This is a genomic window from Flavobacterium cyclinae (genome assembly GCF_021172145.1).
Lineage (GTDB): Bacteria > Bacteroidota > Bacteroidia > Flavobacteriales > Flavobacteriaceae > Flavobacterium > Flavobacterium cyclinae.
On the sequence record NZ_CP089095.1, the window covers coordinates 2,410,330 to 2,425,409 of the forward strand.

At 34.2% G+C, this 15,080-nt stretch carries 7 protein-coding genes; all 7 read right to left on the reverse strand.

What is annotated here, in order from left to right; genetic code table 11:
- Position 1: 1 nt before the first annotated feature.
- The gene (locus tag LOS86_RS11175) at positions 2-775 is read right to left on the reverse strand and encodes a polysaccharide biosynthesis/export family protein (protein ID WP_231842184.1); all 774 of its coding nucleotides are present in this window, start codon (positions 773-775) and stop codon (positions 2-4) included.
- An 88-nt stretch (positions 776-863) separates the two neighbouring features.
- Positions 864-2,018 (reverse strand): DegT/DnrJ/EryC1/StrS family aminotransferase, encoded by a 1,155-nt coding sequence (locus tag LOS86_RS11180; protein WP_231842185.1) that lies wholly within the window; start codon positions 2,016-2,018, stop codon positions 864-866.
- 260 nt (positions 2,019-2,278) lie between these two features.
- Positions 2,279-2,779, reverse strand: a complete 501-nt coding sequence (locus LOS86_RS11185) for a sugar transferase (protein WP_231842186.1) — start codon at positions 2,777-2,779, stop codon at positions 2,279-2,281.
- A gap of 688 nt (positions 2,780-3,467) precedes the next feature.
- On the reverse strand, positions 3,468-4,637 hold the full coding sequence (locus LOS86_RS11190; RefSeq protein WP_231842187.1) for an ATP-binding protein: 1,170 nt from the start codon (positions 4,635-4,637) through the stop codon (positions 3,468-3,470).
- A 1,699-nt stretch (positions 4,638-6,336) separates the two neighbouring features.
- Positions 6,337-7,095: a hypothetical protein gene (locus LOS86_RS11195; RefSeq protein WP_231842188.1), complete on the reverse strand. Its 759-nt coding sequence runs from the start codon at positions 7,093-7,095 to the stop codon at positions 6,337-6,339.
- 1,856 nt (positions 7,096-8,951) lie between these two features.
- On the reverse strand, positions 8,952-9,488 hold the full coding sequence (locus LOS86_RS11200; protein WP_231842189.1) for a hypothetical protein: 537 nt from the start codon (positions 9,486-9,488) through the stop codon (positions 8,952-8,954).
- 223 nt (positions 9,489-9,711) lie between these two features.
- Positions 9,712-15,042: a MopE-related protein gene (locus LOS86_RS11205; RefSeq protein ID WP_231842190.1), complete on the reverse strand. Its 5,331-nt coding sequence runs from the start codon at positions 15,040-15,042 to the stop codon at positions 9,712-9,714.
- Positions 15,043-15,080: the final 38 nt, after the last annotated feature.

A 15,080-nucleotide genomic window follows, 5' to 3' on the forward strand; every position in this document is an offset into this window, starting at 1 on the left:
ATTAAAGGCTTCTAATAATTAAAAAGGAAGATAAAATAACGGAAATAGTACCTAGTAAAGTACCTGCATTACCAATGATACCGGCAGATTTTACTTTTGCAGTATTCGGATCTACTACAATTACATCATTGGGTTTGATAAAGTAAAAAGGAGAATTCATCCAATCTTTTTGGGTCAAATCAATTTCACCCACCAATTGCTGATTATTTTCCATACGAACGACTTTGATATTTTTACGCACCCCTGTGATATTTAAGTCGCCAGCTAATCCTAATGCTTGCAAAATTGTTAAATTATTTTCATAAAAAGTATAGGTTCCAGGACTTCGTACTTCTCCTAAGATGGTGACTTTAGCATTTACAATACGACAAACCACTACGGGATTTTTAAGTAATTGTTTCTCTGTTAACTCCTTTTGAATTTTCTCTTCAATTTGAGTATAAGTCAGTCCTTTAACCAGAATAGTTCCTAACACCGGAATATTGATTTCGCCTTCATTAGACACCAAATATCCTTGCAATAACAACTGAGCACCATTTATATTTTGTTGCGCCCCAATTACAGGAGATAAATTGTACGGCAATGCCAATTCCATATCTTCAGCCGTAATTTTGACACTTAAAATATCATTCGGTTGCACAATGACATCTGACCATTGAAAATTAGCACTATCACTAGCTTTTAAATCATTTAAATAGAGTATTTCTTTTTTTGAAACACAAGAAGTTAACATTACAACACATGCCACTAGTACTAGTACTATCTTTTTTTTCATTATAACTGAATTAAGTTGACAAAACTATCAAATCTATTTTGGATTTCAAAATGAAGACATCATAAAAAATATAATACTGGACCTATTCCTATAATTCATTAGAATTATTTAAAAACAAGTCTGCTACTACTTTTTGAATCCTATCTCGTTCCATGTCCGTTAAATTGGATCCTGAAGGCAAACACAATCCTTTTTCAAAAAGAGATGCTGCAATTTGAGTTCCATAATAAGGACAGTTAGCAAAAACGGGTTGCAAATGCATTGGCTTCCACAAAGGTCTTGATTCAATATTCTCCTTTTCAAAAAGCAAACGAAGCTGTTCTCGGGTAATGCCATTCGTTTTACTTTCCTCTACAATAATAGCAGACAACCAATAATTGGCATACGATTCAGAAGTAGCTTGAAAAACAGTAACTCCTTCTATATTTTTAAAAATATCCAGATAAAAAGCATGCATAGCACGACGAGCTTGCACATGATTCTCCAAAACTTCCATTTGTCCTCTTCCAATTCCGGCACAAACATTACTCATTCTATAATTGTATCCAATCTCAGAATGTTGGTAATGTGGTGCTTGATCTCTAGCTTGAGTTGCCCAAAAAACTACTTTTTCTTTTATCTTAGAATCCTTCGCCACAAGAGCACCTCCACCAGAGGTTGTAATTATTTTATTACCATTGAAGGATAAAATTCCTATATCGCCTATAGTTCCACATTTTTGTTGCTGATAAGAACTCCCTAAAGCTTCTGCACTATCTTCTATAATTGGAATTTCATATTTTTTAGAAATGGCTTGAATGGCTTCCACTTGAAAAGGAACACCATACAGATGCACAGCAACAATTGCTTTTGGTTTTTTACCCAAACGAATACGATCTTGTATAGCGTTTTCTAAAGCAATTGGACACAAATTCCAGGTGGTAGTCTCACTATCTATAAAAACAGGGGTAGCGCCTAAATAAACTATAGGATTCGCAGAAGCAGAAAAAGTCATACTCTGACAAATAACTTCATCTCCAGCTTGCACCCCTAAAACCAGTAAAGCTAAGTGAAGTGCTGCCGTACCCGAACTTAAAGCAGCAACATGACATTGACCTCCTAAATAACGTTCCAAATCCTGTTCAAATCCAGAAACATTAGGTCCTAATGGAGCAATCCAATTGGTATCAAAAGCTTCTTGCACGTATTTTTGTTCCCCTCCACCCATATGCGGGGATGACAACCATATTTTAGTAGAATTCATATCTAATTATTAATTTTAGCAAATATAGTATTTTCTAATTGAATTTATGAATGTTTGAAGTTAGTAAAACAACCCAAATATTGCTACAATTTTAAAATTAAAAGTTCGATGCTCGTAAAATGAATTTCAAACACGAATTACTCGAATTGGCAAGAATATCTATAATAATAAAGGTTGGATTTTTTACTAGAATTTGTTTTTTTTTATGAAAAATGAAATAAATTAACGAATAGCACGAATTGGTACAAATTCTCCATCTATTAATGCGTACACTTTTTCTTTCTATCTTCTATTTTTTGGATAAGGGCATCAACATCTAGAGGAAGATTTAAAAAGGTAGTAGCTAGGATAATCAGATTCAATTTTAGAGAACGGTTGTAAAGATACCATATATTTATTCGAACTTTATCAGGCCAAATAACCGTATCATTATAACTTAGAGCGTCCTCTTGTTTAGCAAGTAACTGTTCTTCGTTTTTATATTTTAGAGAAGCCAAACCCGTAATCCCAGGTTTTACTTGCAAAAGAAAACGATCAGCACCTTTCAATTGATCAGCATATCCCGGCACATCAGGTCTTGGCCCAATTAACACCATATCTCCTTTAATCAAATTATAGAGCTGTGGCAGTTCATCAAGTTTAGTACGTCTAAGAAAACGCCCAAAAGAAGTTGGTTTAACCCCATCTTTTGGAATACTTCTGAATTTATAAAGAACAAAGGGAACCCCATTCTTACCAATACGCACTTGCTTAAACAACATAACATTGATTTGAAATCAAAAATACAAAAAAGTAAGGTAAAGAGCTTGTTTATTTTGAGTATTTATAACAATTTTAGGTCGTACTTTATAGTTGTTATTAATTAGTGGTCGATGGTCAATTTCAACTAAGGGTTGGAAAAGATATCATAGGGTCAATACTGCTGTAGTAATTTGATTTTAGAATTTTCAGTTGAATTTGGTGTTTAACCACTAGGGGCACAAGAAAGACACTAAGGGCGCTAATTTATGTGTTTATTTTTATGTATTTCAGTTGCATTATGTTACACCCCTATATTCCGAAGGTTCGGAACTTCCGTTTGACGGAACAGGCTCTCGAGGGGATAATCCTTCTATTGACTTTTTACTTTTACTTTTTTCAATAAGAAAATATGCTACAATTAGTAAAATATGCATTTATATAACACAAAACCTCTTAGAATAAAATTCCCCCTTTGAAGGGGGCAGGGGGATGTTACGCTACTATTTTTAAGATTTCTTCAATTATTTTAATCCGTGTTCCAAACAAAATAAAACTCAAACAACGGTGGCTTCGTTAGTTAGTGTTCCGTAATTAGTTCCGTTTTAACGGTGGCTTCGAGAGCCTCAGCCACCGTTTAGACAATTCATTATCCTATTATTTCCATTAGAACTACTGAAACCGTTACCTGAGGTACTCAAAGGCAAAAAATCAATACATCAAACCAAAATACCATAAAGGGATTGTATTTAAAAAGCCACTTTCAATATCATCCTTAACAACATAGCCATTTCCAACTGTCTTTATTTGTTTTAAGCTTTTGTTTTTACCACCTATTTCAAAATCCATAGTTCCAATTTTAAAATCAGCATTTTTCGAAGCAACAACCTGATGATGAACTCGTAATTGATTCAAGAAAAATGTCTCTCTAATGTTTCCTTTATTTGGGTTTTCATAAGCTAAATTATAGACCAAATTGGTATTATCTAAATATACTTTATTTACTTTCCCTAATCCTCTAATCCCATGAGTTTCATCTCGCAATTGCAAAAGCATGCCCGCTTCTTCCATATACAAAAGATAATCCGATATATTGTTTCGGCTAATTGACAATATCTCCGCTATTTTACTCATATTAGGCTTAAAAGGAACACTTTCGGCAACAATAGCCATAAGCTGTTTCAACTTTCTCCCTGTCGATACATTCATATCGGCATATACAGGAATATCACTCTCCAATGTTTGGTTGATCACCTGAAATAACTTTATATCAAAATCAGGCTCTAAAGCAAAAGGATAATATCCAGTTTTAAGATAATCTGCAAATAAAAGCAAGGGATGCGATACTGAAATCACGCTTGACGGACGTGTTACAATTTCTTCTAGCGTAAGCTTTGGCACTTCTATTTTATGAAATAGCAATAAATATTCTCGAAAAGACAAACCTTGCATTGGGTAAAGTACGGCTCTCCTACTTAAATCAGCACTTCCTTTTTTAATATCTAATACGGAAGAGCCTGTAAATATCAACTGCAAATTAGTATGATAATCATAAATTAGCTTCAATTCGTTTGACCAATCAGGATACTTGTGTATCTCATCAATAATGAAATGTGTTCCTCCAAATTTGACAAAATTGGAAGCTACCTCAGAGAGACGATGCTTAGCAAAATAAAAATCATCCGCTGTAACATATAAAGTATGACGAGGATCTAAGTGATTTTTGATGTATTGCAAAACTAAGGTGGTTTTTCCAACACCGCGTGGTCCTACAATCCCAATTAGTCTGTTTTTCCAGTTAATTTGATCATATAAATACCTTGTAAACGAGGTACTTACTCCAGCAATTAAACGATTTGAATATTCAAATAATGCATCCATTCTTCTTATTTTTATGCAAAATTAACAAAAAAACGCACTACTATAGTGCGTTTTTTTGTTAATTTTGCACTGCATTAGTGCTTTTTTGGTCAGTTTTCCGTAATTAGTTTCAGTTTTAACGGTGGCTTCGAGAGCCTCAAACACCGTTTAGACGATTTGTTTTTACATTTTTATTAGAACTGATAAAGTCTTTAGATTTATAAGTTGTTTGCTTTTTAGTTGCTATTTTTTACACCCCTTAATTCCGAAGTGTCGGAACTTCCGTGTGACGGAATAGGCTCTTGAGGGGACAATTCCTTCTAAGAAATTTAGCTTTGATTAAATTATTCCAATTTCTTAAATCTGTATTTCCATAAACGTTAGCCTCCAATCTATAATCACTTTTATAAGAGATGCTTAGCAGCACGACAAACTGGTGGTTAGAAAACTCAAATAAGTGAAACGCTCTGTGTATCTCTTTCAACGCAATCCACTTAAAATAAGCTCCGTGAGCTCGGTGTAAAGCTTAACCACAAGACAGTAAGAAGACAAAAACAGCTAATACTTCAAATAGTTCATTCCGCTAAATAGAAAATTCCTTCGCAGTAGGCTACTACTTTACGAATTAAAGTTTTTAATTCATAAATCAAAAATTGTCACTCTTCAATCATCATTCAGTTGTTGCAATAAGAAATATGTAAACAAAACAAGTGAAACGCTCTGTGTAGCTCTCTCAACACAATCCACTTCAAATAAACTCCGTGCAGCTCGGTGTAAAACACTTCATTAGCCTTCGACAAGATAAAGATGACAATTGAGTCAATAAATTTCTATAGATATCTAAGCATTTAAATTTTAAAGATTACTTTAATTTTTTCCATCTGTGTTCCAAAACAAGAGCATATTCAAGGGCAAGTACAAAAGTGAAACGCTCTGTGTAGCTCTCTCAACACAATCCGCTTCAAATAAACTCCATGTAACTCGGTGTAAAACTTAACCACAAGACAGTAAGAAGACATAACAGCTAATACTTCAAATAGTTCATTCCGCCAAATAGAAAATTCCTTCGCAGTAGGCTACTACTTTACGAAGTAAAGTTTTTACTTCATAAATCAAAAATCGTTACTCTTCAATCATCATTCAGTTGTTGCAATAAGAAATATGTAAACAAAACAAGTGAAACGCTCTGTGTAGCTCTTTCAACGCAATCCATTTCAAATAAACTCCATGTAACTCGGTGTAAAACTTAACCACAAGACAGTAAGAAGACATAACAGCTAATACTTCAAATAGTTCATTCCGCCAAATAGAAAATTCCTTCGCAGTAGGCTACTACTTTACGAATTAAAGTTTTTACTTCATAAATCAAAAATCGTTACTATTCAATCATCCTTCAGTTGTTGCAATAAGAAATATGTAAACAAAACAAGTGAAACGCTCTGTGTAGCTCTTTCAACACAATCCACTTCAAATAAACTCCGTGTAACTTGATGTCAATTTTAACGCAAATCCCGAAACTTCGGGAACCAAGTTTTTCAAAAACAAACAAAGTTTTTTTATAGATTCCTTCAATTTTCACCATATATGTTCCAAAAATCAATAATTTGAAGCAAAAAAATCACAATAAAAAACTTTTAAAAAAAACGTATGACTCTTTGTGAATAAAAAAATTGAATATAGATGTTTGTATTTTTTGATTTTTTAATCAATGCCTAAAAAATTACTTCTGTACTCCAATAATAGTAACCGTATTCCATTTCTTGTGAAGAAACTTAGTCTTTCTACGTTCTTTATTTGAAAAACCAATAAATAAAAAAGCAACCCATAAATTACGAGCAGATAAAGGCTCCAGAATAAACGATAAAGGAAAAGCAATATCTTCATCCCGCTTAAGAACAATCTCATTACTGAAATGATGTTCGAAAGTATCGTTTTTATAATCCCAATCAGCAATACCAACTTGAATATGAACTTGATTAGCTTCAGGAGTGGGCCATACTATATCTCGATCTACATGAAGCGATGTTAAAGAAATGGTATTTTGCTTCCAATCAAAAATTACAGGAAGTTTTAAAACACGTTTTAAAGGTCGTAATTTATTTCCTTCAAAATGCAACAACAAATCATCTATCACAGGCTGATCAAGCCCCTGCTCCAAAGTTCTTTTTCCTTTTGGATTAAGGGTGTCTTCTTCTAAAATTTCAAACAACAATTGATTAACTCGACCTGCAAAAGAAACTTCTTTGGCACGATCAAATAAAGGCTTGGCTAGTTGACGAAAAACGCGTGACTTATTAACACAATACCCAAATTCAGAACTTTGTTTTTTGATAAAGTCATAAATAGGGTTTTCTGCAAATTGCTTTTTAGTAATACCAGGAGATCCTTTTTCACGTGCCAATACTTGATCAGAACATTTGTAGAACGTAATACCATCTATAGTACCACTTAATTTTAATTTTGAAATAACTTTAGCCATAATAAAAATGTTTTTTCTAAAGTTAAAAAAAGTAAAAAAACAAAACAAGTAGTGTTTTGAATCAATTTAGTACAATTTAGTGAGGTTATGACAAACATGTCATCAAAAAAGCGCACGCTAAAATATTTTATCTTTAAAATTTTAAAAAAAATCTCTCTTATAATAAAATAAACTAAAAAAAACTTTAGATTAGATTAAAAAATATTGGTTACGCCAAAAAAGACAATTAATTATAATGGTATTTTAAGTACATTTTCTTTAAATCAATATTTAGAAGTATCACTAAACATAAATAATGTGTCTATGAATTTAAAAAAAGACTTAAATAAATTTTAAAAATTTATTCCATATTTTCCATCTGTGTTCCATAACAAGAACAAGTTAAAAGGCAAGTACAAAAGTGAAACGCTCTGTGTATCTCTTTCAACGCAATCCACTTCAAATAAACTCCGTGAGCTCGGTGTAAAACATTTCATTAGCCTTCGACAAAATCAGGATAACAATCGAATCAATGAATTTCTATTGATATCTAAGCATTTAAATTTTAAAGATTACTTCAATTTTTTCATCTGTATTCCAAAAAGCCTGAAACCTTAAACAACTAGCGCAGCGCCCTCTATGTACCTTTCTCAACACAATCCACTTAAAATAAACTCTGTTCAGCTCGTTGTAAATTTCAACGCAAATCCCGAAACTTCGGGAACCAAGTTTCTCGCAAAGCATGCAAAGTAATTTTAAAGATGATTTCAATTTCTTCAATCTGTGTTCCGAAAATCCAAATCATAAATAGTTACTATTCAATCGTCAATCACTTATTCAAGATTTGCTTACCAACATAACAAACTAGTGTTGGAAAACTACAATAAGTGAAACGTCTCTGTGGTACTCGCTCAACACAATCCAATTAAAAAAACTCCATGTAACTCTGTGCAAAACTTAATACTACTTTGTATAACTAAAATATTCACTTCTATCAGCACTTTACACAAGAAAATCTGTTCATCCACATTCCAAATATGTAAAAGTCAAAAGATTTTGACAGCGTAACTTTCTCAACTTATTCAAATCAAAAAACTCTCCGTATAGTTCAGTGTAAAAACTATGTCCCTATGTGTTTTTAACAAGTAATTAAAATTTTAAAGATGATTTCAATTTATTAATCTGTATTCCTAAAATCCAAATCATAAAGAATTACTATTCAATCGTCAATCACTTATTCAAAAGTTACTTGCCAACATAACAAACTAGTGTTGGAAAACTACAATAAGTGAAACGTTTCTGTGGTACTCGCTCAACACAATCCATCCCGAAGCTTCGGGACAAAAAAACTCCATGTAACTCTGTGCAAAACTTAATACTACTTTGTGTAACTAAAATATTCGCCTCTTTCAGCACTTTACACAAGAAAATCTGTTCATCCATATTCCAAATATGTAAACGTCAAAAGATTTTGACAGCGTAACTTTCTCAACTTATTCAAATCAAAAAACTCTCCGTATAGTTCAGTGTAAAAACTATATCCCTATGTGTTTTAACAAGTAATAAAAATTTTAAAGATGATTTCAATTTATTCAATCTGTATTCCTAAAATCAAAATCATAAAGAATTACTATTCAATCGTCAATCACTTATTCAAGAGTTGCTTGCCAACATAACAAACTAGTGTTGGAAAACTACAATAAGTGAAACGTCTCTGTGGTACTCGCTCAACACAATCCAATTAAAAAAACTCCATGTAACTCTGTGCAAAACTTAATACTACTTTGTGTAACTAAAATATTCGCCTCTTAAAACACTTTCTACAAGCAAACCTGTATCATCTGCGTTCCAATTCATGCGCAATGTCTCTGTACAATTTACATTGAATTAACTATATATTTTTTTAAATTCTCATTAAAAGAATTAAAAATGCTTGAAATAGTACTTGGATACATGATATAACGGGTATGTATAGTTCCATTTTTCTTGAAATACTTATTTTTTTGATCAGGTTTTAATGAAAAATTAACCCATTTATTTTCACTGGGTATGTATATTTCCATTTTTACAACTGTAATGGTATAACTGGTTTCAAAAAAAGAAATTTCAATAGTAGATTTAACATCATAACAATTCAAATCCTCTAAATATTTATCACACAAAATTTTGAACTTTATATCTTCTAAACAAATCAATTGATTTTCTTTAGTTGATACTATATGAATTTTATTTTTTTGAGAAGGTAAACGTAGCCATTCCAAAGTTAGTTGAAATAATAATTTTTTATTAATATGTTGAAAATCTTCCTTCACAAATGCAGACAAACCATTTTGTGTAAAAGAAAAAGAATTTTGTTGCGCCAATATGGAACCATTAAATAATAAAATAATAAAAATCAGAGATAATAGTCTCATAAAAAATAATTTTTAAAGTAATAATAGGCCTAATCCTTTCAAAAATAATAATATTTATGTGGTATCCAGAATATAAAAGTTAAAATTTTTTACTTTTTTTAATAATTCCTTGAGATTTCAATCAAACTGCATTAATGATTATAATAAAGGAGGCTGTCTTACGACAGCCTCCTCTTGTTTATAATGAAGTGTGTGTTGTGCTTTGAGCACTTTTCCTACATCACTACTCTTGTTTAACCATGCGTATGGTTTTCAATTGGTCGTCTTGTGCTACAATAACATTGTAAACACCTGATGCCCATTGTGAACCTAATTGTAGCTCTTCTAATTGTGACGGTGCCACTTCTCGATCTTCAATTAGTTTTCCTGTCATGTCAAACACCCTAACATAAACCATAGATGTACTTGGCGTTTCTAACGATACTGTAAAGTAAGACGTGTATGGATTTGGATAACCCTTAACTGCAAAGATAACTTTACTTGGGGAATCATCCTCTTTAACCACCTCTTCTCTACTTGTTGGTGCTGTGCCTCGTGTTGTTATTGTACATACATCGCCATAAGGACCCCAAACACCATTATTAAGTACCGCTACCTCTACATTATAAGTAGTACCTGTAATATATGGTATATCAACATCATTCATCGTAAACCAATACACACTTGCTGAAGCAGTTGTATATTCCGCTTGATCTAACCCATTGGTTATTCTAAAACGATAAGCAGACGCTCCTAAAACTCTACTTGAATACAATCTTCTTCCTGGTGTAACATTAGTTCTACCACAATATGCCCCTTGAAGTTTGGTTGTTGGTAATGATGGAGTTGTCACATTACATGACTCGCCATATTCCATCCAACTTCCACCACTCTTAAGTGCAACTCGAATACTATAAGTTGTAGCATAAGTAGCAAATTCACTTCCTCGATTCAATTGTGCTAAATAGAACTGACGTGTACTAGAATCAAATGTCCTTACCTCTCCACCTTCTTTTGTTACCTCAAATCGATAAGCCGATACATTCGATACTGAATTGGCTGAAATTATCGTATTTAATGATGCTAAAGTAATTCCACATTGTGAAGTTTGAACTTTAGTGGTTGGTGTTGGTGTAGTTACATAACATCCTGTTCCATAAGCTCTCCATGAACCTCTATACTCTACCGCAACTTTTACAAAATAAGCCGCTCCAAAATTTGACCCACCATCTAACTGGGTTAAATTAAAGTAACGTATAGAACCCGAACTTGTGGTGTACTCCCTAACCTCTGATCCTCGTGTTACTTGGAAACGATATCTTGTCGCTCCTGAAACAGCATCTGCATAAATTGGAGTAGTTAACGAACCTAATGTTATTCCACATTGTGATGCTTGAACTTGAGTCAATGGATCTGGTGCTGATACTGTACACACTGTACCATATTCTCCCCAAACTCCATTGTTCAATACCGCTACTCGAACAGAATAGGCCTCACCAAAATCAGCCGCAACTTGACTTAAACTAAACGATCTATCATTACCCGATGCCGTAGTTACTACCGCAACTGTATTGTTTGGTCGTGTTACCTCAAATCTATATCCTGAAACTCCTGTTACTGCATCTGCATAAATCAACGTTTCTCGTGCTGCAACTGTTACTCCACACTGTGAAGTTTGAACCTTAGTTAATGGTAATGACGGAGTGGTAACATCACATGACTCTCCATATTCACTCCACTGCCCATTATTAATCAATAATTTAACGCGTATCTGGTAGGTAGTTGCATAACGCAATGATAAACCTGAAACTTGTGTTAATTGGAACTGACGTGTAGCTGAATCGTATGTAGAAACAGTTAATCCATCTGTAACTTCAAATCGATATGTCGTTACATTACTTACTGAATTTGCACTAATCTGTGTCCCTAATGACGCTAAAGTAACTCCACATTGTGAGGTTTGTACTTTACTCGTTGGAACTGCAGGCGTAGTCACTTCACATGAAGGACCATATCCACTCCAAACTCCTGATTTTAAATAGTTAACTCGAATACTATACGTAGTAGCATATAACGACCCTCCGGTTAACTGATTTAAATTAAAGTAACGTAATCCAGAAGATGGGGTAAACTCTCGTACAGTTGAACCTTCCGTTACTTCAAATGTGTAGGACGTAGCTCCACTTATCATGTTTGCATAAATCGCAGTAGATAAACTTCCTATAGTAACTCCACATTGTGAAGACTGAACTTGCGAATAAACAACACAACCCTCATCAATACTTCCATTACAATTGTCATCTATTCCGTTACCACATATCTCGGTAGCTCCCGGATTAACCGATGCACTTGAATCGTTACAGTCTCCTGCGCGTGTCGCATAGCCTGCTGGCGTGTTTGTTCCATAACATAAAGAAACCGCTTCTCCTGTTCCATATGTATCTGCATCCGCATCTACATAGAAATCTCCTGTACGCCATACAGCTGCATTGGTATCATCACAGTCCGTATTGTTTACTGAATAACCCTCTTGAAGCGTAGAATCACACAACATGACTGTTGTTGTAGAACCATAACCATCACCATCAGCGTCTACGTAATATAGAACTGCTTCATGAATAGCCGTATCCGCATCATTACAATCTGAACCTAGAGTAGAGGTTACATATCCTTCTGGAATAGAAGCACCATAACAAACCGTTGCCGATCCATTATCATATCCATCTCCATCGGAATCCACATACAATAAGCCTGACTGCCATAACATAATATTGCTGTCATCACAATCGGTATTGTTGATAGCATAGCCTACTGGTGTAGCTGCTCCATAACATAAAGAAACCGCTTCTCCTGTTCCATAAGTATCTGCATCAGCATCTACATAAAAATCTCCACTTTGCCATACATCCGCATTGGTATCATCACAGTCCGTATTGTTTACTGAATAACCCGCCGGAGCAGAAGACTCACACAACATGACTGTTGTTGTAGAACCATAACCATCACCATCAGTGTCTACGTAATACTGAACTGCTTCATGAATAGAAGTATCAGCATCATTACAATCTGAACCATTTGTTGCTATAGCATAACCTACTGGAATTTCTGACCCGTAACATACTGAAGTTTGTCCCGCATCGTATCCATCAGCATCAGCGTCAACATATAACAATCCTGACTGCCAAACGGACACATCAGTATCATCACAATCCGTATTGTTCATAGCATAGCCTGCTGGCGTAGCTGATCCATAACATAAAGAAACCGCTTCTCCTGTTCCATATGTATCTGCATCCGCATCCACATAGAAATCTCCTGTACGCCATACATCCGCATTGGTATCATCACAGTCCGTATTGTTTACTGAATAACCCGCCGGAGCAGAAGACTCACACAACATAGCTGTTGCTACAGAACCATAACCATCACCGTCAACGTCTACGTAATACTGAACCGATTCATGAATAGCCGTATCTGCATCATTACAATCTGAACCTAGAGTAGAAGTTATATACCCTTCTGGAATAGAAGCACCATAACAAACCGTTGCCGATCCATTATCATATCCATCTCCATCGGAATCCACATACAATAAGCCTGACTGCCATAACATAATATTATTATCATCACAATCGGTATTGTTCATAGCATAGCCTGCTGGTGTAGCTGCTCCATAACATAAAGAAACCGCTTCTCCTGTTCCATATGTATCTGCATCCGCATCCACATAGAAATCTCCACTTTGCCATGCATCTGCATTAGTATCATCACAGTCCGTATTGTTTACTGAATAACCCGCCGGAGCAGAAGACTCACACAACATGGCTGTTGCTACAGAACCATAACCATCACCGTCAACGTCTACATAATACTGAACCGATTCATGAATAGCCGAATCCGCATCATTACAATCCGAACCGTTTGTTGAAATAGCATAACCTACTGGAATTTCTGACCCGTAACATACTGAAGTTTGTCCCGCATCGTATCCATCAGCATCAGCATCAACATATAACAATCCTGACTGCCAAACCGACACATCAGTATCATCACAATCCGTATTGTTCATAGCATAGCCTGCTGGCGTAGCTGATCCATAACATAAAGAAACCGCTTCTCCTGTTCCATATGTATCTGCATCCGCATCCACATAGAAATCTCCACTTTGCCATACATCTGCATTAGTATCATCACAGTCCGTATTGTTTACTGAATAACCCGCCGGAGCAGAAGACTCACACAACATAGCTGTTGTTGTAGAACCATAACCATCACCATCAGCGTCTACGTAATACTGAACCGCTTCATGAATAGCCGTATCCGCATCATTACAATCTGAACCTAGAGTAGAAGTTATATACCCTTCTGGAATAGAAGCACCATAACAAACCGTTGCAGATCCATTATCATATCCATCTCCATCGGAATCCACATACAATAAGCCTGACTGCCATAACATAATATTATTATCATCACAATCGGTATTGTTCATAGCATAGCCTGCTGGCGTAGCTGATCCATAACATAAAGAAACCGCTTCTCCTGTTCCATATGTATCTGCATCCGCATCCACATAGAAATCTCCTGTACGCCATACATCAGCATTGGTATCATCACAGTCCGTATTGTTTACTGAATAACCCGCCGGAGCAGAAGACTCACAAAATGAAACTAATTCTCCAGAACCATAACCATCTCCATCTAAATCTGAATAAAAATAATTAGGTTGAGGCAAATATTGATAATTGTCTCCAAAATTATCATCATAATTAATTACAGATAATGTTTTATTAATTTCGGTATCATTTATTAACTCAACTAACGTTCTTGTACTTGTGAAAATATAATAATAAATGGGCAGGTTACAATCTTGAATAGGTATATTAGCAATCAAATTGGTGTCATTTCCAGTCGCTTGAACAACATGAGTTTGAGAAGTAAAATCATTAACTCCAGTGCAATATCTTACATAAACTTTTTCCTCAAATGATGGGGATTTATTTGATTCTATATTTACGACGCAATAGTTATCATTAACTGCATGACCAATATTTGAAACAGATATAGGATATTCTGATGTGAAACTTATAAAATATTTTGAATTTAAACTTGTATAACCACAATCATTAAAAACAAAAGTATAATAACCTTGTTGACTTAAATTAAGCCCCATATCATTACCATAATTGTATGCTGATACATTATTAACTTGATTTATAGTCGCTTGACCTATATTGGAAAAAACCCATTTATTCTGCCATCTATTGTTAGATGGTCCTGATATAAAAAGAAAACCATTTCCAGAACCGCCATTCATATTCAAATTTAAAAAATCTCCATCATTTTGAAAAACCGAAAAAGTTTTTTTCCACTGGCCTCTACCATCAGTAGGATTGGAAGAATTGGTGGATAATTTTCTATATTGAGTATTGAAAATTGATGAAGTATTGTAACCATTCATTGAACCTACTACTTGAATAGGTTCTAAATTGTAAATATTTTGAGCATAAATATTATCAACATACAAATTGCCAAAAAATAAAATAAAAAATAAAATAATTTTAAAATTTTTCATAATTAGGTATTTTATATCATAAAATTATAAAATTAATT